The sequence below is a fragment of the Nocardioides sp. DN36 genome (assembly GCF_055380375.1).
In genome coordinates this window covers 1,070,600-1,094,614 of record NZ_AP043823.1, presented here as the reverse complement: position 1 = coordinate 1,094,614, position 24,015 = coordinate 1,070,600, and the positions used below count along the sequence as shown (strand labels likewise).

Annotated in this window: 22 protein-coding genes; 13 read left to right on the top strand and 9 right to left on the bottom strand. The window is 71.8% G+C overall.

Annotation, left to right across the window (positions count from 1 at the left end; genetic code table 11):
* The first annotated feature begins 64 nt into the window (after positions 1-64).
* The 8 genes from ACZ43H_RS06200 (at position 65) to ACZ43H_RS06165 (ending at position 6,555) form a co-directional block, all read left to right on the top strand.
* Positions 65-1,129 (top strand): LysR family transcriptional regulator, encoded by a 1,065-nt coding sequence (locus ACZ43H_RS06200; RefSeq protein WP_464588615.1) that lies wholly within the window; start codon positions 65-67, stop codon positions 1,127-1,129.
* A 215-nt stretch (positions 1,130-1,344) separates the two neighbouring features.
* Entirely contained in the window at positions 1,345-2,301 is a 957-nt protein-coding gene (locus ACZ43H_RS06195) for an alpha/beta hydrolase (RefSeq protein WP_464588613.1), read from the top strand.
* Positions 2,302-2,399: 98 nt separating this feature from the next.
* The gene (locus tag ACZ43H_RS06190) at positions 2,400-3,131 is read left to right on the top strand and encodes an alpha/beta fold hydrolase (RefSeq protein WP_464588612.1); all 732 of its coding nucleotides are present in this window, start codon (positions 2,400-2,402) and stop codon (positions 3,129-3,131) included.
* A gap of 23 nt (positions 3,132-3,154) precedes the next feature.
* Positions 3,155-3,316, top strand: a complete 162-nt coding sequence (locus ACZ43H_RS06185) for a hypothetical protein (RefSeq protein ID WP_464588610.1) — start codon at positions 3,155-3,157, stop codon at positions 3,314-3,316.
* Positions 3,317-3,338: 22 nt separating this feature from the next.
* Entirely contained in the window at positions 3,339-4,013 is a 675-nt protein-coding gene (locus ACZ43H_RS06180) for a DNA-3-methyladenine glycosylase family protein (protein ID WP_464588609.1), read from the top strand.
* A gap of 219 nt (positions 4,014-4,232) precedes the next feature.
* The gene (locus tag ACZ43H_RS06175) at positions 4,233-5,093 is read left to right on the top strand and encodes an alpha/beta fold hydrolase (protein ID WP_464588608.1); all 861 of its coding nucleotides are present in this window, start codon (positions 4,233-4,235) and stop codon (positions 5,091-5,093) included.
* A gap of 463 nt (positions 5,094-5,556) precedes the next feature.
* Positions 5,557-6,333 carry an RNA polymerase sigma factor gene (locus ACZ43H_RS06170; RefSeq protein WP_464588606.1) on the top strand — a complete coding sequence of 259 codons (777 nt, stop codon included), beginning with the start codon at positions 5,557-5,559 and terminating at the stop codon, positions 6,331-6,333.
* 12 nt (positions 6,334-6,345) lie between these two features.
* Complete coding sequence (locus tag ACZ43H_RS06165; RefSeq protein ID WP_464588604.1) at positions 6,346-6,555, top strand: hypothetical protein; 210 nt, start codon at positions 6,346-6,348, stop codon at positions 6,553-6,555.
* 22 nt (positions 6,556-6,577) lie between these two features.
* On the opposite strand, the gene ACZ43H_RS06160 is transcribed toward ACZ43H_RS06165, so the two are convergent.
* The 4 genes from ACZ43H_RS06160 to ACZ43H_RS06145 all read right to left on the bottom strand — a co-directional run bounded on the left by ACZ43H_RS06160 (position 6,578) and on the right by ACZ43H_RS06145 (position 9,519).
* The gene (locus tag ACZ43H_RS06160; RefSeq protein ID WP_464588603.1) at positions 6,578-6,877 is read right to left on the bottom strand and encodes a hypothetical protein; all 300 of its coding nucleotides are present in this window, start codon (positions 6,875-6,877) and stop codon (positions 6,578-6,580) included.
* 105 nt (positions 6,878-6,982) lie between these two features.
* Positions 6,983-8,323, bottom strand: a complete 1,341-nt coding sequence (locus ACZ43H_RS06155) for a hypothetical protein (RefSeq protein WP_464588601.1) — start codon at positions 8,321-8,323, stop codon at positions 6,983-6,985.
* A gap of 135 nt (positions 8,324-8,458) precedes the next feature.
* Positions 8,459-9,268: an SDR family NAD(P)-dependent oxidoreductase gene (locus ACZ43H_RS06150; protein ID WP_464588599.1), complete on the bottom strand. Its 810-nt coding sequence runs from the start codon at positions 9,266-9,268 to the stop codon at positions 8,459-8,461.
* 47 nt (positions 9,269-9,315) lie between these two features.
* Positions 9,316-9,519 carry a hypothetical protein gene (locus ACZ43H_RS06145; protein ID WP_464588598.1) on the bottom strand — a complete coding sequence of 68 codons (204 nt, stop codon included), beginning with the start codon at positions 9,517-9,519 and terminating at the stop codon, positions 9,316-9,318.
* 272 nt (positions 9,520-9,791) lie between these two features.
* Here ACZ43H_RS06145 and ACZ43H_RS06140 point away from each other — a divergent pair, with 272 nt between their 5' ends.
* Both ACZ43H_RS06140 and ACZ43H_RS06135 read left to right on the top strand, forming a co-directional pair.
* Complete coding sequence (locus ACZ43H_RS06140) at positions 9,792-9,944, top strand: hypothetical protein (RefSeq protein WP_464588596.1); 153 nt, start codon at positions 9,792-9,794, stop codon at positions 9,942-9,944.
* A 287-nt stretch (positions 9,945-10,231) separates the two neighbouring features.
* Positions 10,232-10,573 carry an STAS domain-containing protein gene (locus ACZ43H_RS06135; protein ID WP_464588594.1) on the top strand — a complete coding sequence of 114 codons (342 nt, stop codon included), beginning with the start codon at positions 10,232-10,234 and terminating at the stop codon, positions 10,571-10,573.
* A 131-nt stretch (positions 10,574-10,704) separates the two neighbouring features.
* Here the strand turns inward: ACZ43H_RS06135 and ACZ43H_RS06130 are convergent, their stop codons facing one another.
* The 3 genes from ACZ43H_RS06130 to ACZ43H_RS06120 form a co-directional block, all read right to left on the bottom strand.
* On the bottom strand, positions 10,705-12,801 hold the full coding sequence (locus ACZ43H_RS06130) for an ATP-binding protein (protein ID WP_464588592.1): 2,097 nt from the start codon (positions 12,799-12,801) through the stop codon (positions 10,705-10,707).
* A 109-nt stretch (positions 12,802-12,910) separates the two neighbouring features.
* The gene (locus ACZ43H_RS06125; protein WP_464588591.1) at positions 12,911-14,014 is read right to left on the bottom strand and encodes a potassium channel family protein; all 1,104 of its coding nucleotides are present in this window, start codon (positions 14,012-14,014) and stop codon (positions 12,911-12,913) included.
* 29 nt (positions 14,015-14,043) lie between these two features.
* On the bottom strand, positions 14,044-15,012 hold the full coding sequence (locus ACZ43H_RS06120; protein ID WP_464588590.1) for a YihY/virulence factor BrkB family protein: 969 nt from the start codon (positions 15,010-15,012) through the stop codon (positions 14,044-14,046).
* Positions 15,013-15,030: 18 nt separating this feature from the next.
* Here ACZ43H_RS06120 and ACZ43H_RS06115 point away from each other — a divergent pair, with 18 nt between their 5' ends.
* From ACZ43H_RS06115 to ACZ43H_RS06105, 3 genes are read left to right on the top strand one after another with little or no spacing between them, the layout of a single operon-like run.
* Positions 15,031-16,683, top strand: coding sequence for an acyl-CoA dehydrogenase family protein (locus ACZ43H_RS06115; protein WP_464588588.1), 1,653 nt, complete (start codon positions 15,031-15,033; stop codon positions 16,681-16,683).
* A gap of 54 nt (positions 16,684-16,737) precedes the next feature.
* Complete coding sequence (locus tag ACZ43H_RS06110; protein WP_464588587.1) at positions 16,738-20,655, top strand: Pls/PosA family non-ribosomal peptide synthetase; 3,918 nt, start codon at positions 16,738-16,740, stop codon at positions 20,653-20,655.
* Entirely contained in the window at positions 20,652-21,950 is a 1,299-nt protein-coding gene (locus ACZ43H_RS06105) for a M1 family metallopeptidase (RefSeq protein WP_464588585.1), read from the top strand. Before ACZ43H_RS06110 ends, ACZ43H_RS06105 begins: the two co-directional genes overlap by 4 nt.
* Here the strand turns inward: ACZ43H_RS06105 and ACZ43H_RS06100 are convergent.
* Both ACZ43H_RS06100 and ACZ43H_RS06095 read right to left on the bottom strand, forming a co-directional pair.
* Entirely contained in the window at positions 21,895-22,443 is a 549-nt protein-coding gene (locus ACZ43H_RS06100) for a 4'-phosphopantetheinyl transferase family protein (RefSeq protein ID WP_464588584.1), read from the bottom strand. The genes ACZ43H_RS06105 and ACZ43H_RS06100 overlap by 56 nt on opposite strands.
* A 132-nt stretch (positions 22,444-22,575) precedes the next feature.
* Entirely contained in the window at positions 22,576-23,967 is a 1,392-nt protein-coding gene (locus ACZ43H_RS06095) for a cation:dicarboxylate symporter family transporter (protein ID WP_464588583.1), read from the bottom strand.
* Positions 23,968-24,015 lie beyond the last annotated feature (48 nt).

The window sequence follows — 24,015 nt, the reverse complement described above, 5'->3', positions numbered from 1 at the left end:
TTGACGGGCTCACCCGGGCGCCTCCATGCTGGATAGGCGACCGAAGGGAGGGTGGCCGGTTGCCATGGAGTCCGACCCGAGCTTCGCGCCAGGCCGACTGGACGCCGCACCGGAGCGAGGTGCCCCTCGGGTCGACGACGACGCTGCCCTCGACGGCATCGAGCCGAACTCGGTGCTCGACCTGCGGCGGGTGCTGTACTTCGTCGCCGTCGCTCAAACCCTCAACTACTCCCGTGCCGCGGAACGGTTGCGCCTGTCGACCTCAGGCCTCTCTCAGCAGATCAAGATCCTCGAGCGGGAACTGCGCGTGGAGCTGTTGGAGCGAGACACCCGGCATGTCAGCCTCACCGCCGCCGGCACCGAGCTGTTGGAGTGGGGCTTGCGGATGCTCGAAGACAGCCGTTCGGCGGTGACGGCGACGCGTTTCGCCGGCGGCGGGGAGGCCGAGCTCCGTGTCGCCCTGGTCAGCGGCGTCGAGACGGCCGCGGGGTCGTGCCTCCGGATGGTCCAAGACCAACATCCCAGCCTGCAGGTCGTCACCACGATCACCAAGCAGGCCGAGGCGATGCGGCGCCTCCTCGACGGGTCGATCGATGCCGCCATCACCTGGTCCTACCTGCTGGAGCGGCAACCGACCCCGGGGATCGTGTGGCATCCGATCGGCAGCGACGAGGTCCTGGCGGGACTGCCGGCCCACCTCGCGCCCGACGAAGGAGCGAGGATCGTACGCGGGCAGGACGCCGCGCTCGCGGCCCCTCTGATCCTGTTCGAGCGCCGGTTCTCTCCCGTGGCCTACGACTACGCGGTCGAGAACGTCTTCGGCGACCGGCCCCTCGACGCCGCGGCCGTCATTCCGGTCCCGGTTGTCGTCCGTGCGTTGGAGTCGATGGCGCACAAGGCCGTCGAACTGGGCGCCATCGCCCCCCTGGTCCGCTCTGTGGCCGACGAGCTCGGCGACATCTTGGAGTACCGCTCTTTCGACCCGCCCTGGCACATGGAGATGGTCTGCGCGTGGGTCGAACGAGGCGCCGTCCAGATGCATCTGCTGCCGCTCATCGACCTGACTCGCAGTTGGGCCCGCAACAGCCACCGCGAGCCGCATCACCTCAACGGCTCCCGGCCGCGTTGACCGACCGGACTCGGGTCGACGGCGCCTGACTCGAGCAGCGCGGCCCGCACATCGTCTGCGGGAGCTGCGCCAGGCAGCCGCAGTCAATCGACCGATGGCCACGCGGGCCCGGAAGAACACCCTGTGGTCACGTCCCGCTCGCCAGCTCAGGTCCAGTCAACCAAGTGTCGCGGGCGGGGCGGTCACCCCGACCCAGCGACCAGAGAGCAGAGCCGATGTCCACCGACAAAGTCGAGCTCGAGGATGCGGCCCAGGCCTTCGCCGACGCGAACGCCAACCCGCCCTTCACCCACCAGTTGCCCATCGACCAGGTCCGCGAAGCGATCATCGCCATGCAGACCGAACCGATCGACGCCCCCTACGCCGACACCAGCGACCTCATGGTCCCCGGTCCCGGTGGCGACGTCAGCGTCCGGGTCGTCCGGCCCCCCGGCGCCCACGGACCGCTGCCGGTCATCTTGCACATCCACGGCCTCGGGTGGGTCTTCGGCGGCAAGCAGACCCACGACCGGCTGATGCGCGAGCTCGCGGTCGGCGCGCACGCTGCGGTCGTCTTCCCCGACTACAGCCTCTCGCCGGAGGCGAAGTACCCCACCGCGATCGAGGAGATCTTCGCCGTCGCCCAGTGGGTCACCAAGTCCGGCGCGGAGCAGAACTTCGACACCTCCCGGTTCGCCATCGTCGGCGACTCGGTCGGCGGGAACATGGCGGCGGCGACCACGCTGCTGGCCAAGGAGCGGGGTGGGGTGCACTTCGTGCAGCAGGTGTTGTTCTACCCCGTCACCGACGGCACCTTCGACACTCCGTCCTCCCACCAGTTCGCCGAGGGCTACTTCCTGCGCCGCGACACGATGCTGTGGTTCTGGGAGCAGTACATCGACGACCCGAAGGACCGCGCGGCACCGACCGCGTCGCCGCTGCAAGCCAGCCTCGAGCAGCTCGCCGGCCTCCCGCCCGCGCTGATCATCGTGGGCGAGGCAGATGTGCTGCGCGACGAGGGTGAGGCGTACGCCCACAAGCTTCGCCGCGCCGGCGTCCCCGTGGTCGCCGTCCGCTACCAGGCAGCGATCCACGACTTCGTCGGTCTGAATCCACTCCGGTCCACGCACGCGGCCCAGGGCGCACTGACCCAAGCCATCGCGGTCCTGCGCACGGCCCTGCGCACCGACTGAGCCCCCAGCCCTTCCGTCATCCCCGCTCCGCCCATGCCCGGGCGGCGGAGCACCACCGAACTTCCACGCATCAACCAATCCCAGGAGCAGCGATCATCATGACCAACAAGAGCAACGACACCGGCACCCATGTCGCCCTCGTCCACGGCGCCTTCGCCGACAACTCCGGCTGGAACGATGTCGTCACGAAGCTGCAGGCCGCCGGGGTCACCGTGCACTCCGTCGCGAACCCGCTGCGCGGCATCGCCGAAGACGCCCGCTACGTCGCGAACGCGCTCGAGCAGATCGACGCGCCCGTCGTCGCCGTCGGTCACTCCTACGGCGGCGCCATCATCAGCAACGCCGCCACCAACGTCGACAACGTCGTCGGTCTCGTCTTCGTCGCCGGCTTCGCCCCCGACGAGGGCGAGGTACTCGGCGAACGGGTCGGTGACTCCAAGGACAGCGTGCTGAACTCCGCGCTCGTCGCGCTGACGTACCCGACCAGCGGCGGCGGCAGCGCAACGGAGTTCGCCATCGACCCCGCTGCGTTCCACGACGCGTTCGCCGGCGACCTGCCCCGCGATGTCACGGACGTCATGGCGGTCACCCAGCGGCCCGTCGCGGAGGCCGCGTTCACCGAGCCGTCCGGTCCTCCGGCCTGGAAGAAGGTCCGAAGCTGGGCGGTGGTCTCGACCAAGGACACCGCGGCCGGCAGCGACGTCGTCCGGTCCATGGCCCAGCGCGCAGGCGCCACCATCACCGAGGTGGACGGCTCGCACGTGATCATGATGTCGCAGCCCAAGGCGGTCGCCGACGTCATCCTCGACGCGGTCCGAGCCAGCCGCTGAGAACGCGGGCACAAGGGATGCTCGTGCTGGATGTTCGTCCGGGCGTCATCTACTCCTCCGCCGCCGGCTCGGTGCACCGGCTGGCCGACGCGTTCGCTCAGGGGGCGGCTGAAGCGGGCGCGGAGGTCCGGGTCCGGCGCGTCCCCGAGGTCGCAGCACGGCTCGCGCTGCAACCCACGCACTGACCCGCGCAGCCGCTCTCCGGTCATGAACGACTCCCTCGATTCCCAGCGTGGCCCTGTCGATGCGTCTGGCGCCGACGTCGCCTACAGGCCCGGCTACGAGCAGGTCACGGCTGGCGACGCGGTGCTGCGCCGGATCGCGGAGCAGCACGGCTACCCCAACCCGTACACATGGGTGGGCGGGGCACCGGCCGGGGCGAGCTATTTCGCGGCCCTCGTGCTGCACGTGGTCAGTCAGCAGGTCACCGCCGCGACAGCGAGGGCCGTCCTCGACCGGGTGACGGCGGCTGCCGGCGGGGACCCCACACCGCACGATCTTGCGCGGCTCACTCGACGTGACCTCAGGCATCTCGGGCTCTCGGAAGCCAAGGCTGCGACGGTGCTTGACCTCGCCGACCGCCAGCTGTCGGGAGCGCTCGATCTCGATGCCCTGGACTTCGATAGCGACGAGGACGTGATCGCGGCCCTGCGCGTCGTGCCCGGCGTCGGCCGGTGGACGGCGCAGATGTTCCTCATCCACCAGCTCCGCCGGTCCGACGTGCTTCCGGCCGGGGACCTGGCGATCAGGCATGCGGTGCAGCAGAACTACGGCTGGCCCCACCTGCCCAGCATCCGGGAGGTGGACGCGCTCGGGACGCGGTGGGCCCCGCACCGGACCTTCGCGGCGGCGTTGCTGTGGCGATCGCTCAGCTGGGCCTGACCACCGTGACCCCGATGACGACCAACTGAGGCGAGACAGTCGGATGACAGATGTATCGGCTGCCGCCTCCCCAGATCATCTCAGGCACCGCATCCCCCAGTGATGAAGGCCGTGGCGCAACAGACGAGACCTCGCAACGTCACCGCCCCACGACCGTCGCGGCTGCGCCACCGAGTGCAGGCGCTGGCCGATCGGCTCCCCTCTTGACGAAGGATCACCATGAGACTGACTTCACGCACCACCTGCTACCTCGGCGCGCTCCTCCTCGCGCTCCTGCTGCCCCCGTTCACGCCGGCCTCGTCCCACACCGCCACAGACTCCCGCGCACACTCCGTCGCGGCGAAGACCCACGGGGCGACTCGGCCTACTGTCGTCCTCGTCCACGGCGCCGACGCGGAGTCCTCCTCTTGGCTCGGCGTCATCGAGAAGCTCCAGAAGCGCGGCTACCCCGTCACCGCATTCGCGAACCCGCTGCGGGGGGTGGCCAGCGACTCCGCGAACCTCAAGGCGCTGGTGGACTCGATCCCTGGCCCGGTCGTGTTGGTCGGTCACTCCTACGGCGGCATGCTGATCTCTGTCGCCGCCGCCGGCGACCCGAAGGTCAAGAGCCTGGTGTTCGTCGACGCCCAGATCCCGCTGCCCGGCGAGAACGCCGCGGAACTGACCAACAAGTTCCCCGGCAGCAAGTTCGGAGACGCCCTCGTGAAGCGGCCCTTTGTGCTTCCCGACGGAAGCACCGGCACCGACCTGTACGTCGCCCAGTCGAAGTACCGGTCGTTGTTCACGGGCTACAAGGTCTCCAAGCGTGAGTCACTCGCGCTGGCGGCGGTGCAGCGACCGATCGCAGAAAGCGCCTTGACCGAGCCGGCCTCCGCTGCGGCCTGGAAGACGATCCCGAGCTGGGACGTCATCGGCACCAATGACACCGCGATCCCGCCGGCGTCGCAGTACTTCATGGCCCATCGGGCTCACGCCCACATCACCGCCATTCCGGCGCCGCACGCCTCCATGCTCAGCTTCCCCGGCCCGATCGCCCGGGTCATCGAGGCGGCGGCACGCCACAGCCGGCACACCTCCTGAGCCCCTCTGGCAGCACCGGGGCTCCGGGGGTCCCTCAGGGCGGAGCCCCGGTGTCATGCCGCTGTCCGTGTCTCCGACGCCTCCCAATCCTGCCTCGACGACGCCCGCGCGTCGAACCTGCCGCGTTCGAGTCCAGCGGCACCCGTCGAGGCCCCCGACAGCTGTGACATCCGGTCTCGACTCGCTTCGTGCAGGAGTGCTCGTGCGACCAGGTTCGCCGTCGCGCCGGCTGAGGTGCAGCCGGCCGGATTCGTCGTGGAACTGGTGGAAGACACCTCACTCGCGGCTCCGACGGGTGCTCGCCGGCGACACCAACGTTCCGCCTCCGCGATCGCGTCGCAAGGGCTGGTCTGGTTCAGCTCCTCGTGTCGAACGGCCGATGCTCCGGCGCGGTCGCGCCCCAGGGAAGGGTGCGTCGGCAAGCGTGATGGGTTCCCCGGCGGACAGCCCTCGCGGGGTGTCCATGCCGCGCTCGACCGGCACTCCAGGAATCATCCGCAAAGCAGCAGCCCGGGAGGCCATCGTGAGAACCGCACCGGCATCGCCAGCCGAGACGTCACCGGCAGTCGCCCCCGAACGTGCACCGGAAGCCGTCACGCCTCCGGCTGCGGCCGCGTCGCAGGTGCAGCCGACACGGGATCTGCTTGGCGTGCCCGGTGACCGGACCGCCCGCAGCGCACCCGAGCACGCGGCGGCCGGCACAGACACGGGAGAGGAGGAGGTGGCCGGCGTCCCGTCGTTCGAGGAGGTCTTCCGGCAGCATCGGCATCGCGTCCACCGGCACGCGCTCCGCCTGACCGGCGACTGGTCGGACGCCGACGACATAACCCAAGACGTGTTCATCAACGTCTTCCGCAGCCTGCCCGGGTTCGATCCGCACTTGGGCACCATCGAAGGTTGGCTCTGGCGGATCACCAAGAACTGCTTCCTCAACGACGTCGCGAAGCGGCGGAGGGTTCGGCCGCAATCAGGAGAGGAGATGGAACGGCGCCCGACCTCTGAGCCAGGCCCCGCGGACATCGCTGACCGCGTGGCCGCCACCGCCGAGCTCCGAGCGGCGCTGCGAGTCCTGCCCGACTCGCAGGCCCGAGCGGTCCTCCTTTACGACATCTACGGGATGGACTACGCCAGCATCGCCGCGGAGATGGACGTGCCGCGCGGCACCGTCGGCAGCCGACTGTTCCGGGCGCACGCCAAGCTGCGGGCTGAACTGCAGCGGTCACACATCGACCGGTCGTGAGGTCTCGTCGTCGTGACCGGCAGTCCAGACGTCCGGGCCAAGCCGTCGACGATCAAGAAGGCGGACCACCTCGAGGGCAACCGCGGGCGAGAGGCAGCAGCAGATCCTGAAGGGCGGGTGACCATCTCCCCGGGGCACGCGGTCGCCCAGCTCGTCCGGACGACCGAGCCCCTGGCCCGCGAAGGTAGCGGTCGGGGGCCTTTCTCGTTGCTGCAGCTCTAGCTGCTCTCCGCCGCCGATCCGCTCAGGCCGGGACCTGCTCCGCCCAGGCGACGTCATGGTCGTAGCCGGCGGCCAGGAGCAGCAGGAGCTCGCAGCTGTCGCCCTCCCGGTGACCGTCGAGGTGCTCGAGGACGAGCAGTCGCCGGCTCTGGCACGCGGTCATCGCCCCCTCGAGGACCCGCCGCAGCACCGGGTGCAGTGCGTCGGTCCTGGTGAGGTGGGCCCGCAGGACCGCCTCCTCCTCCTGGATCCGCGCGAGCAGGTACTCGCCGAGCCGCAGGTTCTCCGCTGCGTTGCAGGTCGAAGTCTCGTGGAAAACCATCCCCATCATCCCCACCTTCATCCTCGAGATCTGCGACGACCGTAGGACCGGAGGCTCAAGGGACACGCAAGATGGACGCAACGACACCGCTGGTTACCCGCCGGGCTACGACGCGGTCATCACCCGCACCTTGAGCGGCCGCTCCTCCTGCTCCCAGAGCACGACCACGTCACCGTCGGGCGCCGTCGCGGCGAAGCTCTCCTCGAGCACCTCCACGCCGGAGTCGGGCGAGATCGTGGCCTGCCGACCCCAGACACCGTCGCGCGGGCGGTACTTGCCCCACAGCGCGTACAGGCCGTACCCCACGAACGTGTCCCCGGCTTCGTCGAGAGCCACCAGGACGTCGCCGACCGTGTTGCCCCGACCTACCACCCGCACCGGCGTCGACCACCGACCGTGCGGCGGTCGTCGGACCAGGTCCACCCGTCCGTTGCCGCGCGCCATGGCGACCAGCGCCTTGCCGCGGCCGTTCATCGCCAGCGCGTAGTCGTTGATCGTGATGCCGGCGGGCGACAGCGCCCGCGCCGGACCCCACTGCCCGCCGACGGGCAGGCGCGCGGCCCGGACCCGGTTGAAGTCGCGCGTGAAGACCACCACGGCGTTCCCGGCGAGGTCGACGGCCAGCGAGGGGTCGTACCCTTCGTCGGCCACCACCGTCGGCTCCGTCCATCCGCCTCCCACAGGTCGCTGCCGCGCCCGCAGCACCTGGGGGTGCCCCACCCGCTGCCGGGCGTAGAGCAGCACGACGCCACCCTGCGCGTCGATCCCCACCTGCGGGGAGCCTGCGCCGTTGGCGGGCGTGACGTCCTCCGCCTGCGTCCACGACGCACCCGCCGCCTGGTAGGCGGACTGCACGCGGGAGGGCTCGCCGAGACGATCGCTCGCCCAGGCCCAGGCGACCACGACGGCGCCGGCCGGGTCCACCGCCAGCCGGACGTCGGAGGCCCCGTTCACGTCCTCGCCGCCGGGGACGTAACCGGGGACGCTCCGGTCCCGGGTCAGCGGCACCGGTTCGGACCACGGTCCGCCGACCGGGCGACGCACGGCGACCACGCCGTCGGTCGTGCCCCGGTGCTGGGTGAGCCACACGACCGTGACGTTCCCCTCGGCGTCGGCCGCGACCTGCGGGGCGTACCCGTGGCCGATGATCCTCTCGGCGCCCCAGTCGCCCGCAGGCGTGCGTCGCAGCGCCTTGATCTCCCGCGGCGGGTCGGCGGTCGCCCACACGACCGTCGTGACGCCGCGCGCGTCGACGGCCAGCGACTCGCCCCGGGTGCTCGTGTCCAGGCGCCTGACCGGCCCCCAGGTCGTGGCCGCCGCTGCGGCGTTCCGGCCCTGGGCGGCAGCGGTTGTCGTGACGGCACCGGTCGGGTCCGTGACCAGGGACTGCGCCACCATGGCCGCGGTCGTGACGGCCACCGCGATAACCCAGGATCGGACGGACATGGGCAACCTCCCCGGCGGGCGGCCCCTTGTGGACCGCTTCACCCACGACCCTCCGCCCGCCGAGGCCGACCCTGCCACGGCTGATCGACCCGCACCGACGGAACCGTTGGTCCCGGGCGCCTCGCCGTGGACGGGTCAGACGCGTTCCTCGGCCACCGAGTTGCCACCGTCGACCACGAGGCACTGGCCGGTCGTGTAGGAAGCCCCCGGCGAGCACAGGAACGCGATGGCGGCCGCGACCTCGTCGGGGGTGGCGCTGCGCCCGACCGACGTACGTCGGGCCTGGCGGACCTCGTCGGCGGTCTGGCTGCCAGTCCGGATCCAGCCGGGCGCCACGGCGTTCGCGGTGATCCCCTCCGCGGCGTGGTCCACGGCGACCGAGCGGGCCAGGCCGACCATCCCGGCCTTGGCCGCGGCGTACGCCGCCTCGCCGCGCATCGCCATCAGCGGACCCGTCACCGAGGCGACCATCACGACCCGCCCCCATCCCTGCTCGCGCATGCCGGGGAGCAGCTCGCGGGTGACGAGGAACGCGGTGTCGAGGTTGCGGTTCAGCGAGCGCCGCCACTGCCCGTAGGTCATCGAGCCGGCCGTTCCTGACTCCCGGCCTCCCGAGGACGTGACGTCGACGGCGGGAGCACTCAGGCTGGTCATGCCGGCGTTGTTGACCAGCACCGTCGGCGGGCCCAGGGCCCCGACGACCTCGGCGACGGCGCTGCGCACCCGTTCCTCGTCCGTCAGGTCGGCGACGACCCCCACGGCACGGACTCCTGCGCCCTCCAGCTCGGCTGCGCGCTCGTGCACCCGCTCGGTGGTGGCGGCGACGGCGACGGCGGCGCCCAGCGCACCGAGCAGCCGCGCGGTGGCGAACCCGATGCCGTCCGCGGACCCGGACCCGGTGACCAGGGCGACCCGGCCGCCGAGGTCGAAGGGCGCGGGCAGCATGCGGTGACCCTGACGTGCCCCGGCGGGGCGGTCAAGCCGCCACGGCGTCAGCCGACCAGCTCCCGCACGCGCTCGACCTGCGACTCGGGCACCATCGCCATGACGGTGATGTCGGGGTAGCAGTCGGTCTCGACCCAGATGCGGGTGGCGCCGACCTCCAACAGGGCCGCCTCGACGGCGGTCAGGAGGGCGTCCGTGACGCGGTCACCCAGCGGCGGGTGCAGCGTGAGGATCTTGCGCGGACTCGTCACGAGGAGCTCACTTTCGGCGCGGGGACGTGCTGCCGGGACAGGCAGCCGAAGCGAACAACGAGCGCGGGCACCGATAAGTCATGCCGGGCCGGAAATATGAGGAACCGCCGGCGTCTCGGGTCACCGGCGGTTCGATAGGAACAGTAGCCCGGCCAACCTGAAGGTGAACATCGGGAAAGCCGCAAGATTTCCTCAAGGACGCCCGGACGACCCGGTTCCCCCTCGGGATCGCCCGTTCGCGGCCCCACCGACAGCCACGTAGGTTCGCACCCATGAGCTCCAGCGCAGCCCTGGCCGTCGCCGTGCGGCGGCCGCCCGGAGGCGGACACTTCCTCTTCGGCCTGCGGCACGCCTCGCCGTGGGTGCTGCTGCTCGTCCTGGTCGTGCTGGTCACGCTGGCGATCGTGCTGAGCCGACGACGCTGAGAAGGTCCGGACATGAGGGAACCGCTGGTGTCTCGGGTCACCAGCGGTTCCACTCGAATACTAGCCTCCGGCAGGCGGCGCTCAAGGGCGTCGGCGAGGTTCCACGAGGTGGTCCAGTCCGGTCTCTCACGAAACCTTTACCCCCACCCCCAGCGGAACGGGCGAAGGGGGCGTACCGTCGAAGACAGCCGGGAGCACTTCGTGTCCCGCCAACCAAGGCGCCTCCGTTTCCGGCTGAGATGGACAGACCAGACGCCGGCGATGCCGGCGCCAGGAATCAAGGCCCCATGCAGTTCTCGATCCGCTCCAGCCACACCCCTCCCGTCGTACGCCTGACACTCGACGGTGAGCTCGACATCTTCACCGCGGGGCAGGTCAGCCGCGCCGTCAGCCAGGCGCTGTGGTCCGGGTGCCGGCGGGCCCAGCTCGACGCGACAGGCGTCACCTTCGTGGACGCCTCCGCCCTCGGTGTGCTGGTCCGGGCCCGGGACCTCGTGCGCTCGTGCGCCGGGTCGCTGGAGGTCGTCGCATTCAGCCCCGTCTTCCTGCGGCTGTGCGTCCTGACCGAGCTCGTCTCGCTGCTCACCATGCCGCAGACGGAAGAGCGGCAGCTGGAAGGCGCCGGCTGAAGCGTCCCTCTCACCGTCCCCGACCCCCCGTGGTGCGGGGACGGTGAGTCACGCGTCGAGCACGGAACGGCACCATTCTGGAGGCTCGTCGCAAAGCCGGGGCACACCCGGAAGGATGAAGCTCGTCGCGCTCAGCCGACCTGGGCCACCGGTCCGGCGCCGGTCTCGGCCACCAGCCCGGAGACGTCAGGTGTCACAGGCTGCGTGGACGCAGCCGGCGCGGGGACGCTCGGACGCACGTACGCCGGCAGGGTCAGCTCCATGACCGTGCCCCGTCCCGCAGGGTTGTCCCGCGCCACGATCGTGCCACCGTGCCGGGTCACGATGCGACGACAGATCGACAGGCCCAGTCCGCTGCCCTCGTAGTCACGATGGTGTGCCCGGTGGAACTCCTCGAAGACGCGCTCGTGCTCTCCCTCGGGCAACCCGATGCCGAGGTCCGCGACCCGGACCGCCACCAGGTCCCCCACGGTCCGTCCGGACACTTCGATCCGGGGCCGGTCGCCGGGGGCGACGTACTTCAGCGCGTTGCCGATGAGGTTGTCGAACACCTGACGGAGCAGGACCGGGTCCCCCGCGACGGGCGGGATGCGCTCGCACGTCACCAGCCCCTCGGCGTGCCGGGCGGCGGTCACCTCGTCGACCAGGCCCGCGACGTCCACCCGCGCCTCGGAGATCTCCCGGGAGCTGCTCGTGGCGTGGGCCAGCAGGTCGCGGATCAGCTCCCGCATCCGGCGTGAGGAGGAGCGCACCCGCGACACGAACTCGCGCGCGACGTCCTGCTGCAGCTCACCGGCCTCGAGCTCCTCGGCGATGAGCTCGGTCCAGCCGTCGATCGCCGCCAAGGGGTTGCGCAGGTCGTGCGCCACCACCCCCGCGAACGACGCGAGCTCCTGGCGCTGGGCGTGCTCGACCGTCGTGTCACGGGCGAGCATCAGGGCCCGCGCCCGCCCGCTGTGGTCATCGCGCGGCAACGGCACCGCCGACACGGCCAGCACCCGGGGCGACCCGTCCGGCAGTGGCAGCAGCACCTCCATCTCACGCACGCTGCCGCCGTGCAGCGCCTGCCAGGACGGACGCTCGTGGTCCTGGAGCGGCGACCCGTCCGGGTGGCAGGCACCGACACCGAAGAGCGTCCCGCCCGCGGACCGGCGGCCGAGGATCTCCCCCGCCGCCCGGTTGGCGACCAGCACCTCACCGGTCTCGTCGATCACCACGACCCCCTCGGTCATCGACCCGATGATCGCGTCGCGCAGGCTGGACTGGTAGATCGCGTCTGCCCGGCTGCGGCGCAGCTCCGCCGCGAGCGCCTCGCGCTCGTCGCGTCCCGTCGAGACCGCAAGTGCCGTCACGACGATCGTGGTCACGTAGAACTGCGCCAGCAGCGCGCCCAGCTCGGGGTTGTCGACCAGGGCGAACGGTCCGACGTCGTGCAGGGTCAGCGCCACCGTGGCAACGCCGATCAGGGTCGCGTGCGCGGCGCTCACCAGGGTCGCGAACCGGAGTGCGACCCACGCGGTCACCGCGAGCAGCGGGAACGCGAGCGGCAGGTCCTCGAAGGCGAAGGCGAGCACGTACATCGCCACGGTGAGCAGCATCGCGCTCGCCAGCTCGGCCCGGGCCGTGCGACCCGGGCGGACCAACGGCGTACGCGGCCGGCCCGTCGAGCGCCACTGGCCGGCCAGCAGGCCCAGGGTGGTCACCGTCAGCACGCTGCACAGGTTGCGGCCGAACCAGAGCGCGCCGCCCACCCAGTCGGCCTCACCCCGGACGACCCCGAACGCCAGCGTCCCGACCAGGGCTCCCGCGGCCGTCGCGGCCGCGCCCGCAGCGAGGTAGCGGCTGAGCGTGCGGGGCGAGTCGAGCGCACCCTCTCCCCCGCACCCCCACATCCCCGGGCACCAGCGACGCAGCAGCCCCACGGCCAGCAGGGTCTGCAGCAGGTTGGTCACCACGAGGACGACGCTCGCCGACAACGGCGCACCGGTCGTCGAGTTGACGCCCACCACGGCCGCCGCCAGCAGCACCGTGTCGATGCTCCGGAACCCGGCGCCGCGCACCAGGAACCACAGCACCGCGAGTCCACCAGCTGGCCAGACCAGCGCGAACGTCTCCCCGTCGACGGTCGTCGCCCGACCCACGAATCCCAACACGACGTACACCAGCACGAAGCCGAGCGCCGTTCTCAGCGTCGGTCCCGCGCCGGGACGCGTCACGCTCCCCGGCATCAAGCACCCCTCACTGGGCCCCCACCCACTCGGCTCGAGGCTAGCGGGACCGGGCCACCGATGGAGGCGAAAACCGCAGGACGGACACGGCCCGCCCCGGGGGTCCTGCCTAGGCGTCCTCGCTGGCGAGGTCCTCACCGTGGGTGCCCGGGCGCGGCGCCCAGGGCAGCTCCTTGGCCGGGCGTACGACGATGAGCCGGTCGCCGCGCGCCAGCTGAGTCACGACGGGGTCGAAGTAGCGGTAGACCTTCTCGTCGCGCACGACCGCGATCACCTGGTCGGGCAGGGACTGGGGCTGCTGCCCGACCTCGGAGACCAGCAGGTCGCGCTCGGCCACCTCGAGGCCCTCGCCGTAGGTCAGCAGGTCCTCCATCACCGATCCGAGCGTCGGCGAGAGCGAGGAGAGCCCGAGCAGGCGGCCCACCGCGTCGGAGGAGGTGATCACCGAGTTGGCGCCCGACTGGCGCATGAGCGCAACGTTCTCCTGCTCGCGCACCGCCGCCACGATCCAGGCGTCCGGGTTGAGCTGGCGCACCGTCAGCGTCGCGAGCACGTTGGAGTCGTCGCGGTTGGTCGTGATGATGACCTGGTTGGCCGTGGCGACGCCGGCCCTCCGCAGCACCTCGCGCCGGGTGGCGTCGCCGGTCACCACGGCCAGGCCGTCGGCGTGGGCGTCCTGGAGCGCAGCGGACCCGGGGTCGACGACCACGATGCCCTCGCGGTCCTGCCCGTTGTTGACCAGCGTCTCGACGGCGCTGCGACCCTTGGTGCCGTACCCGACGACGACGACGTGCTCTCCCATGCTCTTCCTCCACCGGGCGACCCGGAACATCTCACGGCCCTGGGAGGCGAGCACCTCCAGGGTGGTCCCGATCAGCAGCACCAGGAAGGCGATGCGGGCGGGGGTGATGACGAACGCGTTGACGAGCCGGGCCCGCTCCGAGACCGGCGCGATGTCGCCGTACCCGGTCGTGCTCAGCGTGACGGTCGTGTAGTAGATCGAGTCGACCAGGTTCACGCCGTACGTCGGCGGGTCGTTCGCGTCGCGGTAGCCCTCGCGGTCGAGGTACACGATGAGGACGGTGCCGACCAGGATCGCCAGCGCCGCCAGCAGCCGCCGGCCCAGCTCCCACCAGGGGGACCGCACGGTGTCGGGGAGCGACACCTTGCCGCGGGAGGACCCCGGGCTGAGGTCGAGCTGGTCGTCGGGCACGGAGCGAATCTAGTCGACCGGGTGCCGGTTCAGTCGGAGCGGTCCCGGACCGTCATCGAACGCAGCCGCTGCATGAGCTCCAGCCTGGCGCGGGTCGTGCTCTTCTGGGGGAAGACGGTGTCGAAGGAGGCGTTGACGGCCGCGCCGATCAGCACCGCGATCGCCACCAGGTAGAGCCAGATCAGGACCGCGATCGGCGCGGAGAGCGGCCCGTAGATCGACTTCGAGTCGGCAGCCGTGGCGGTGAGGAACCAGCGCAGCAGGTAGGAGCCGGCGATCCACACGACCAGCGAGAAGGTCGCCCCGGGCAGGTTGAAGCTCCAGTTGGTCCGCACCGGCACCGACACGTGGTACAGCGTCGCCAGGAAGCAGATGCACACGACGATGACAGTCGGCCAGTAGAAGTTCATGACGAAGTCGAAGCGCGGTGGCAGCCAGTCCCCCACCAGCGAGGGCCCGGCGACGACCAGCGGGACGGTGAGCACGCCGGTGACCATCGCGAGGACGTAGAGGGCGAAGGAGAGCGCCCGGGTCTTGATGATCCCCCGGTGCCCGCCCAGGCCGTGCATGATCGTGATGGTGTCGACGAAGACGTTCAGCGCCCGCGAGCCCGACCAGAGGGCCAGCACGAAGCCGAGGGAGATGACGTCGAACCGGCCGCCCTTCAGCACGTCGTCGATGGTCGGGATGATGATCCGGTTGACCGCGCTCTCGGTGAGGGCGCGCTCGGACAGGTCGATGACCGCCGCCCGCACGTCGGCGATCTGGGCGGGCGTGAAGCGGTCGGTGACGTAGCCGATCGCGCCGGCCATCGCGAAGATCAGCGGCGGCACCGACAGCACGGCGAAGAACGCCGCCTCGGCCGCCAGACCGGTCACCCGGTAGCGCAGGCACGAGCTCACCGTCGTCACGATCAGCCGCCAGATCACCTCCCGGGTGCTCTGCACCCAGGTGACGCCCGGAGTCGCCGCGGACGGGCGAACCTCCGGATGAGCCATGGGGCCTACGGTAGCCACATGACGCGCCACACTCCGGACGACATCCGGGTCGTCACCAATCAAGCTCCCCCGCTCGTGGGCCACAACGTGGTCACCACCGACCGGGCACTGGTCGAAGGCGTCGTACGACACGCCTCGGAGGAGGTCGTCGCCGACCTCGCCGGGCTCGGGGAGGAGGCCGGTTCCGCCGAGGCGCGCGAGCACGGCATCCTCGCCAACGAGTTCCACCCGCAGCTCACGCCGTACGACCGGTACGGCAACCGGATCGACGAGGTCCGCTTCCACCCCTCCTGGCACTGGCTGATGGAGCGGGCGGTCGGGCACGGCCTGGCGGCGGCGCCGTGGGAGTCGGAGTCGCCGCACGCCCACGTCCGGCGCGCCGCGGGCTTCATGGCCTGGTCGCACACCGAGCCCGGGCACGGCTGCCCGATCTCGATGACGTACGCCGCGGTCCCGGCGCTGCGGGCCGACGACGCCCTGGCCAAGGAGTGGACGCCCCTGCTGGCCTCCACCTCCTACGACCCGGGCGTCCGGCTCGCCTCGGCCAAGCGAGGCGCGCTGGCCGGCATGGGCATGACCGAGAAGCAGGGCGGCTCGGACGTGCGGGCCAACGTCACGCGGGCGCGGCCCACGTCGGTGGACGGCGAGTACACGCTGCACGGGCACAAGTGGTTCACCTCGGCCCCGATGAACGACGTGTTCCTGGTGCTGGCCCAGGCCGACGGAGGCGTGACCTGCTTCGTGGTGCCGCGCGTGCTCGCCGACGGCACCCGCAACCGGCTCGACGTGGTGCGCCTCAAGGACAAGCTCGGCAACCGTTCCAACGCCTCCTCGGAGCTGGAGTTCGCCGGCACGGTCGCCCACCGCCTCGGTGACGAGGGCCGCGGGGTGCGCACCATCATCGAGATGGTCGCGGCCACCCGGCTCGACTGCGTGCTGGGCTCCACCTCGCTGATGCGGCGGGCCCTGAACGAGGCGTCCTGGCACGCCGCCCACCGCTCGGCGTTCGGCTCGCTGCTCGCCGACAAGTCGCTGATGCAGAACGTGCTGGCCGACCTCGCGGTCGAGACCGAGGCAGCCACCGCGATCGCGCTGCGGCTGGCGGCCGCCGTGGACCGGCTCGACGACCCGCACGAGGCGGCGCTGCGCCGGATCGCGCTGCCGCTGGCGAAGTTCTGGGTCTGCAAGCGGACGCCGTTCATGGTCGCCGAGGCGCTCGAGTGCCTCGGCGGGAACGGGTACGTCGAGGAGTCCGTGCTGCCCCTGCTCTACCGCGAGGCACCGCTCAACTCCGTCTGGGAGGGCTCCGGCAACGTCAACGCGCTCGACGTGCTGCGGGCGCTGCAGCGCGAGCCGGAGGCGCTCGACGCCTGGATCACCGAGGTCGGGCTGGCCCGGGGCGCCGACTCCCGGCTGGACCGGGCGGTCGACGACACCCTGGCCCTGCTCGGGGAGCTGGGCGACCCGGTCGCGATGGAGGGCTCGGCCCGCCGGCTGGCCGGGCGCATGGCCGCCTGCCTGCAGGGGTCGCTGCTGGTCCGCTTCGCTCCCCCCGAGGTGGCCGACGTCTTCTGCGCCTCCCGCCTCGGCACGTCGTACGACGGGACGTTCGGCACCCTCGCCGGCGGTGACCTTCGCGCGATCATGGAGCGTGCTGCCCCGACCGTGTGACCGGCCCCCGGACCGGCACCTGCTGTTCACCCGCGTCCGGAAGGGTGCGCTCCCGTGACGACGGCCGGACCGCAGCTGCTCCCGTCCCTCCTGTCCTCGGACCGGGCCCCGGCACCACGCACCCTGGTCGAGATCTTCGGGACCACCGCGGACCTGCACCCCGACGCGGTGGCCGTCGACAGCGGCGTGGAGGTCCTCACCTATGCGGAGCTGCGCGAGGCGGCGACCGAGCTCGCCGAGCGGCTCGCCGAGGCCGGGGTCGCGCGAGGTGACAAGGTCGGCGTGCGGATCAAGTCGGGCACCACCGACCTCTACGTGGCGATCCTCGGGACCCTGTTCGCGGGCGCGGCCTACGTCCCGGTGGACGCGGACGACCCGGACGAGCGGGCCCGTGTCGTGTTCGCCGAGTCCGACGCGGCCGCCGTCATCGGCAACGACCTCGCGATCGCGGCGCGCCGCTCCGGTTCGCCCGCCGAAGCCCCCGCCGAAGCCCCCGCCGAATCCCCCGCCGAAGCCCCCGGCGAACGGCTGCCGCGGCCGCAGGACGACGCGTGGGTCATCTTCACGTCGGGCTCGACCGGCACCCCCAAGGGAGTTGCGGTGACGCACCGCAACGCGGCCGCGTTCGTCGACGCCGAGTCGCGGTGGTTCCTGGCCGACGCCCCGATCGGCCCCGAGGACCGGGTGATGGCCGGGTTGTCGGTGGCCTTCGACGCCAGCTGCGAGGAGATCTGGCTGGCCTGGGGTCATGGCGCCTGCCTGGTCCCGGCGCCCCGGTCGCTGGTGCGCTCCGGCGTCGATGTCGGCCCGTGGCTGGTGGCCAACGACATCACCGTCGTGTCGACGGTGCCGACCCTGGTCGCGCTGTGGCCGCTCGAGTCGTTGCGGACGATCCGGCTCCTGATCATGGGGGGCGAGGCCTGCCCACCCGAGCTCGCCGCGCGGCTGCAGCGGCCCGGACGGGAGGTGTGGAACACCTACGGCCCGACCGAGGCGACGGTGGTGGCCTGCGGCACCATCCTCGACGGCAGCGACCCGGTGCGCATCGGCCTCCCGCTCGACGGCTGGGACCTCGCCGTCGTCGACGCGGAGGGCCACCCCGTGCCCGAGGGGGGCTCCGGTGAGCTGATCATCGGCGGTGTCGGGCTCGCGCGCTACCTCGACCCCGCCAAGGACGCCGAGAAGTACGCGCCGATGCCCACCCTCGGCTGGGAGCGGGCCTACCGGTCCGGAGACGTCGTGCGCAACGACCCCGCCGGGCTGGTGTTCGCGGGGCGCGCCGACGACCAGGTGAAGCTCGGCGGCCGCCGCATCGAGCTCGGGGAGATCGACGACCAGCTGCTCCGGTTGCCCGGGGTGACGTCTGCCGCTGCCGCGGTCCGCTCGACCAGGTCCGGCAACAAGCTCCTGGTGGGCTACCTCACGGTCGGCGAGGAGTACGACGCCGCCGCCGCGATGGAGCTGCTCCGGCACCGGATGCCGGCCGCGTTGGTTCCTCGGCTGGCCGTCGTCGAGGGCCTGCCCACCCGCACCTCCGGCAAGGTCGATCGCGATGCCCTGCCCTGGCCCCTCCCCTCCGGCGCTCCCGGCGGCGTCGCCGCAGGAACGGGACTCACCGGGGTCGAGGCGTGGGTCGCAGGCATCTGGAGCGACGTGCTGGGCGCCGAGGCGACGTCCACGAAGGACGACTTCTTCGACTTCGGTGGCGGCTCGCTGACGGCGGCCCAGGTCGTGAGCCGGCTGCGGGAGCGCTACCCGGAGGTGGCCGTGGGCGACCTCTACGCGAACCCGACCGTCGGCGCCCTCGCGGCGGCCCTCGACGAGCTGGGCGGCACGACGGTGCGGACCGACCGTCGCGTCCCGCCCATCCCGCTCAAGACGCAGACCGGCCAGCTGGTCGCCCTGCTCCCGCTGCGTGCCCTGGCGGGCGCCCGGTGGCTCGCCTGGCTCGCCCTCGGCTCCACCGTGCTGTCGGGCTGGCTGGCCTGGCTGCCGTCGTACCCGTGGTGGGTGCTGGTCGTGACCAGCTGGTTCCTGCTCGTCGCCCCGGGCCGGATGATCCTGGCCGCCGTGATCGCCCGGGTGCTCCTCCGACGGGTGCGGCCCGGGACCCATCCACGCGGCGGCAAGGTCCACCTCCGGGTCTGGCTGGCCTCGCGGGTCCAGGACGAGCTCGCGGCCACCGGGCTGGCCGGCGCGCCGTGGTTCCTCCTCTACTCCCGGCTGCTGGGGGCGCGGATCGGGAAGGACGTCGACCTCCACAGCCTGCCCCCGGTGACCGGCTTCCTCCGTCTCGGCGACGGCGCCGCCGTCGAGCCCGAGGTCGACCTGTGCGGCCACTGGATCGACGGGGACGCCTTCCACGTCGGCGAGATCCGGATCGGCAAGCGCGCCCGGATCGGCGCGCGCAGCATGCTGGCCCCGGGAGCGGTCGTGGGCAAGGACGCCGAGGTGGCTCCCGGCTCGCTGGTCCTCGGCGACGTCCCGGCCGGCGAGTACTGGTCGGGGTCACCGGCGGAGCTCATCTCGAGCCGAGCACGCGGACCGCTGCCTGCGGACACCCCGCCGCGCGGACCCGTGTGGTTCGGGGTGTACGGACTCGTCGCCCTCGTCGTGGCGGCCCTGCCGGCGGCCGCCATCGCCGCGGGTGCCGGGGTGCTCGCGCCGGTGCTCGACGACAGCACGTCGTTGCGCGACGCCCTCGGGTCAGGGCTGGGGTGGCTGCCGCTGGCGGGGCTGGTCGGGTACGCCGTGCTGGCGCTGCTCGTCCTCGTGCTGGTGCGGGTCCTCGCGATCGGCATGACCTCCGGCGCACACCCGGTCCGGTCCGGCGTGGGGGTGCGGATCTGGGGCACCTTCCGGGTCCTCGACGAGGCCCGGACCTGGCTCTTCGGGCTCTACTCGAGCGCGCTGACACCCCTGTGGCTGCGGCTCCTCGGCGCCCGGATCGGCAAGGGTGTCGAGGCGTCCACGGTCCTGCTCATCCCCAAGTTCGCGCAGGTCAACGACCACGCCTTCCTGGCCGACGACACCCTGCTGGGCTGCTACGAGCTCGGCGGGGGCCAGATCCGGGTCGAGCGTGTGAAGGTCGGCAAGCGGGCCTTCATCGGCAACTCCGGCATGGCGGCGGCCGGGCGCAAGGTCCCCAAGGCGGCCCTGGTGGCGGTGCTGTCCGCGGTCCCTCGCCGGGCCAAGGTCAAGGCCGGAACGTCATGGATGGGCAGCCCGCCCACGAAGCTGCGCCGGACCACGGACGCGGCCGACTCGAGCCGCACCTACGACCCGCCACGGCGGCTGCACGTCTATCGCGGCATCGTCGAGACCGGCCGGCTCATCCCCATGCTGCTCGGGGTGCTGCTCCAGGTATCCGTCGGCGCCGCGCTCCTGGCGCTGCTGCTCCGCAACCCGCTGCTGGCCGTGGTGCTCGCCGGGCCGGTGATGCTGCTCGGCGGGGTCGCGGCAGCCCTGGTGACGGCCGCCGCCAAGTGGCTGCTGGTCGGACGACACCGGACCGAGGAGCACCCGCTGTGGTCGGGCTTCGTGTGGCGCAACGAGCTCGCCGACACCTTCATGGAGGTGCTGGGCGCGCCGTGGTTCGCCTCGGTGACGCAGGGCACGGTCGCCCTCAACGTCTGGCTGCGCATGCTCGGCGCCCGGGTCGGGCACGGGGTCTGGTGTGACACCTACTGGCTGCCCGAGACCGATCTGGTCGAGCTGCACGACGGCAGCACCGTCAACCACGGGTGCGTGGTCCAGACGCACCTCTTCCACGACCGGGTGCTCGCGATGGACCGCGTCGTGCTCGGCGCCGGGGCGACGCTGGGCCCGAACAGCGTGATCCTGCCCGCGGCCACGATCGGCCGGCACGCTACGGTCGGTCCGGTCTCCCTGGTGATGCGCGGGGAGGCCGTCCCGAGCCGCACCCGCTGGATCGGCAACCCCATCGGGCCCTGGGAGGCGGAGGAACGATGACCGGCACGGATCCCTACGTCCCCGGGCACGGCGACGCGTCGTACCACGTCGCGCACTACGACCTGGACCTCGCCTACAAGCCCGACGGCAACCGGCTCGACGCCGAGGCGACCCTGCGCTGCGTTGCGCTCGAGGAGATCTCGCTGCTCCGGCTGGACCTGCACGCGCTGCGGGTCGCCCGGGTGACCGTCGACGGCAGGGCGCCCGCGCGCTACACGCACCGGAACAGTGCCCTCGCCGTGTGGCTGGCCCGACCGGTCGCCGAGGGTGACGAGTTCGAGGTCCGGGTCAAGTACTCCGGCCAGCCGAAGGTCCTGAAGTCCCGCACGCTCGGGGACGCCGGGTGGGAGGAGCTGACCGACGGCGTGATCGTCGCCGCCCAGCCGCACGGCGCGCCGACCTGGTTCCCCTGCAACGACCGGCCCGACGACAAGGCGACCTACGGGTTCGCCGTCACGACGCCGACCGGGTACCAGGTGGCGATGAGCGGAGAGCCCGTCGACACCACGGCCCGCGGCTCGTCCGTCGTGTGGCGCTACCGCCAGGACGCCCCGATGGCGACGTACCTGGCCACCTGCCAGATCGGGCGCTACGCGATCATCGACCAGGACTCCTCGGTGCCGATGCGCGTCTTCGCGCCGACGGACGTGGACGAGGACGGCTTCGACGCCACGTTCGGCCGCCAGCCGGAGATGATGCGGTTCTACGAGAGCGTCTTCGGCCCCTACCCGTTCGCCTGCTACACGACCGTCATCACCGACGACGACCTCGACATCCCGCTGGAGTCGCAGTCCCTCTCGACCTTCGGGCGCAACTTCTGCGCCGACGAGTGGGACACGGTGCGGCTGGTCGCGCACGAGCTGGCCCACCAGTGGTTCGGGAACGCGGTGACGTTGCGGCGCTGGCAGGACATCTGGCTGCACGAGGGCTTCGCCTGCTACGCCGAGTGGTTGTGGTCGGAGGAGTCAGGCTCCGACACCACCGACGAGCGCGCCCGCCACTACCACCACCGCCTCGCGGGCAAGTCCGATGACCTCGTGCTGGCCGATCCGGGCCCGGAGCTGATGTTCGACGACCGGATCTACAAGCGAGGTGCCCTGACGCTGCACGCGCTGCGCGCCGAGGTCGGGTCCGAGGCGTTCTTCGGCCTGCTGCAGAGCTGGGTCAAGCAGCACCTCGGCGGGTCGGTCACCACCGAGGAGTTCGTGGCGCACTGCCAGCACGAGACCGGGCGCAACCTCACCGGTCTGTTCGACGCCTGGCTGTTCCAGACGGAGCTCCCCGACCTCCCCTGAGCGAGGCGACCGCGGCCACGTGGCCGGGCGGGGCGGGTACGTCGCTCAGGTCACCCTCGAAGTCGGCGAGGACGAGCCGGTCCATCGGGTGGTCCAGGCCGACGCCGTACGACTTGAGCACTGCTTCCTTGCGCACCCAGGTGCGCGCCCGCTCCTCGTCCGTGTCGGCGCGCTCCCCGACGGCGAGCACCAGGGCCGGGTCCCAGGCCGCTGCCACCGCCGCGACCGACTCCACGTCCACGCCGACTGATCCGGTCACACCGACCGCGGTGACCAGATGCGGTCGCGACCGGGAGAGCGAGACCGGGACCAGGACCGAGCCGCGCCGCGCCCAGGGCCGCCCGTGCCGCGCCGACCCGCAGCGCGGGCACAGCCGCCCGGTGCGGACCGGGTCCCGACCACGGCCGCGGACGTGAGCAGCCAGTGCCGAGTCCGCGTCCGAGTCCACGTCCGCGTCCGGGGTCCAGGGGTGCCAGACCAGGTCGACGTCCACCCCACCATTCTCGTCCCCGAGGGTCGGTCCGCCCCCACCCCGATGTTGAACTGGGCCGGATTCGGGCGCGAGATGGGCCTCGTTCATCGAACGAGGCCCATCTCAACGCCGATTTCGGCCCAGCTCAACGGGTCAGACGGGCTGGCGCTGGGGTTCGTCGACCACGGGTGCGGCCGGCACGGCCGGCGCGGCCAGTACGTCGTCGTCCTCGTCGAGCATCGTCGTCTCGTCGAAGGGCTCGGAGCCGGCGAGCACCCGGTCCAGGCGGGGGAGGTCGAGGCCGCCGGTCCAGTGGGCGATCAGCACGGTCGCGATCGAGTTGCCGGCGAAGTTGGTCAGCGCGCGGGCCTCGGACATGAAGCGGTCGATGCCGACGATCAGGCCCACCCCGTCGAGCAGCTCGGGGCGGTGCGAGCTGAGGCCGCCGGCCAGGGTCGCCATGCCGGCGCCGGTGACGCCCGCCGCACCCTTGGAGGCGATCATCATGAACAGCAGCAGCGAGACCTGCTCACCGATGCTCAGCGGGTCGCCGAGTGCAGAGGCGATGAACAGCGAGGCCATCGTCAGGTAGATCGCGGTGCCGTCGAGGTTGAACGAGTAGCCGGTCGGAACCACGACGCCCACGGTCGGCTTGTCGACGCCGGCGTGCTCCATCTTCGCGATCAGACGGGGCAGCGCCGACTCCGACGACGACGTCGACAGGATCAGCAGGAACTCCCGGCCGAGGTAGCGGAACAGGCTGAAGACGTTCACACCGGTGACCACCTTGAGCAGGGTCCCGAGCACCAGGAAGACGAAGAGCGCGCAGGTGATGTAGAAGCCGAGCATCAGGACGGCCAGGCTCTTCAGCGCGTCGACGCCGGTCTCGCCGACGACGGCGGCCATCGCGCCGAACGCGCCCACCGGAGCGGCCCACATGATCATCGACAGCACCCGGAAGACCAGCCGCTGGACGTGGCCGACGCCGCGCAGGATCGGCTCGCCGGTCCGGCCCATCGCCTGCACGGCGAAGCCGATGAGCAGGGCGACCAGCAGCGTCTCGAGCACCTCACCCGAGGTGAGCGCGGAGAACAGCGAGGTCGGGACGATGCCGAGCAGGAAGTCCGTGGTGGTGCCCGCACCCTCGGCCTGGGCCGCGCCGGCGCTCGCCACCTCGTCGGTCAGGTGGAGACCGGAACCCGGGTGCAGGATGTTGCCGACCACCAGGCCGATGGCCAGCGCGACCGTCGACATCGCCACGAAGTAGACGAGGGCGAGGCCGCCCACCTTGCCCACCCGGGCCGCACTGCGCACCGACCCCACGCCGATCACGATCGTGCAGAAGATGACCGGCTGGATCATCATCTTGATCAGCGCGACGAACGCGGTGCCGAGCGGCTTGAGCTGCACGGCGAAGTCGGGGAACAGCAGCCCGACCGCGATGCCGAGCACGACGGCGGCGATCACCGCGACGTACAGGTAGTGGGTCCGGTTGCGCGGCTGCTGCCTCGTCGCGCCGCGGGGTTCGGGGACGGTCACGCTCATGGGTTCCTCCAGATGGTCGCCGGGGGTCCGGCCGGTCGGACCATCGTG

Excerpts from the sequence above, each read along its gene's own strand:
- ACZ43H_RS06130 (WP_464588592.1), bottom strand. The coding sequence starts at position 12,801 with ATGCCGGGGAGCGTGACGCGTCCCGGCGCGGGACCGACGCTGAGAACG.
- ACZ43H_RS06160 (WP_464588603.1), bottom strand. The coding sequence starts at position 6,877 with ATGGTTTTCCACGAGACTTCGACCTGCAACGCAGCGGAGAACCTGCGG.
- ACZ43H_RS06175 (WP_464588608.1), top strand. The coding sequence starts at position 4,233 with ATGAGACTGACTTCACGCACCACCTGCTACCTCGGCGCGCTCCTCCTC.
- ACZ43H_RS06155 (WP_464588601.1), bottom strand. The coding sequence starts at position 8,323 with ATGTCCGTCCGATCCTGGGTTATCGCGGTGGCCGTCACGACCGCGGCC.
- ACZ43H_RS06190 (WP_464588612.1), top strand. The coding sequence starts at position 2,400 with ATGACCAACAAGAGCAACGACACCGGCACCCATGTCGCCCTCGTCCAC.
- ACZ43H_RS06195 (WP_464588613.1), top strand. The coding sequence starts at position 1,345 with ATGTCCACCGACAAAGTCGAGCTCGAGGATGCGGCCCAGGCCTTCGCC.
- ACZ43H_RS06095 (WP_464588583.1), bottom strand. The coding sequence starts at position 23,967 with ATGAGCGTGACCGTCCCCGAACCCCGCGGCGCGACGAGGCAGCAGCCG.
- ACZ43H_RS06120 (WP_464588590.1), bottom strand. The coding sequence starts at position 15,012 with ATGGCTCATCCGGAGGTTCGCCCGTCCGCGGCGACTCCGGGCGTCACC.
- ACZ43H_RS06115 (WP_464588588.1), top strand. The coding sequence starts at position 15,031 with ATGACGCGCCACACTCCGGACGACATCCGGGTCGTCACCAATCAAGCT.
- ACZ43H_RS06150 (WP_464588599.1), bottom strand. The coding sequence starts at position 9,268 with ATGCTGCCCGCGCCCTTCGACCTCGGCGGCCGGGTCGCCCTGGTCACC.
- ACZ43H_RS06105 (WP_464588585.1), top strand. The coding sequence starts at position 20,652 with ATGACCGGCACGGATCCCTACGTCCCCGGGCACGGCGACGCGTCGTAC.
- ACZ43H_RS06140 (WP_464588596.1), top strand. The coding sequence starts at position 9,792 with ATGAGCTCCAGCGCAGCCCTGGCCGTCGCCGTGCGGCGGCCGCCCGGA.
- ACZ43H_RS06170 (WP_464588606.1), top strand. The coding sequence starts at position 5,557 with ATGCCGCGCTCGACCGGCACTCCAGGAATCATCCGCAAAGCAGCAGCC.
- ACZ43H_RS06200 (WP_464588615.1), top strand. The coding sequence starts at position 65 with ATGGAGTCCGACCCGAGCTTCGCGCCAGGCCGACTGGACGCCGCACCG.
- ACZ43H_RS06180 (WP_464588609.1), top strand. The coding sequence starts at position 3,339 with ATGAACGACTCCCTCGATTCCCAGCGTGGCCCTGTCGATGCGTCTGGC.
- ACZ43H_RS06135 (WP_464588594.1), top strand. The coding sequence starts at position 10,232 with ATGCAGTTCTCGATCCGCTCCAGCCACACCCCTCCCGTCGTACGCCTG.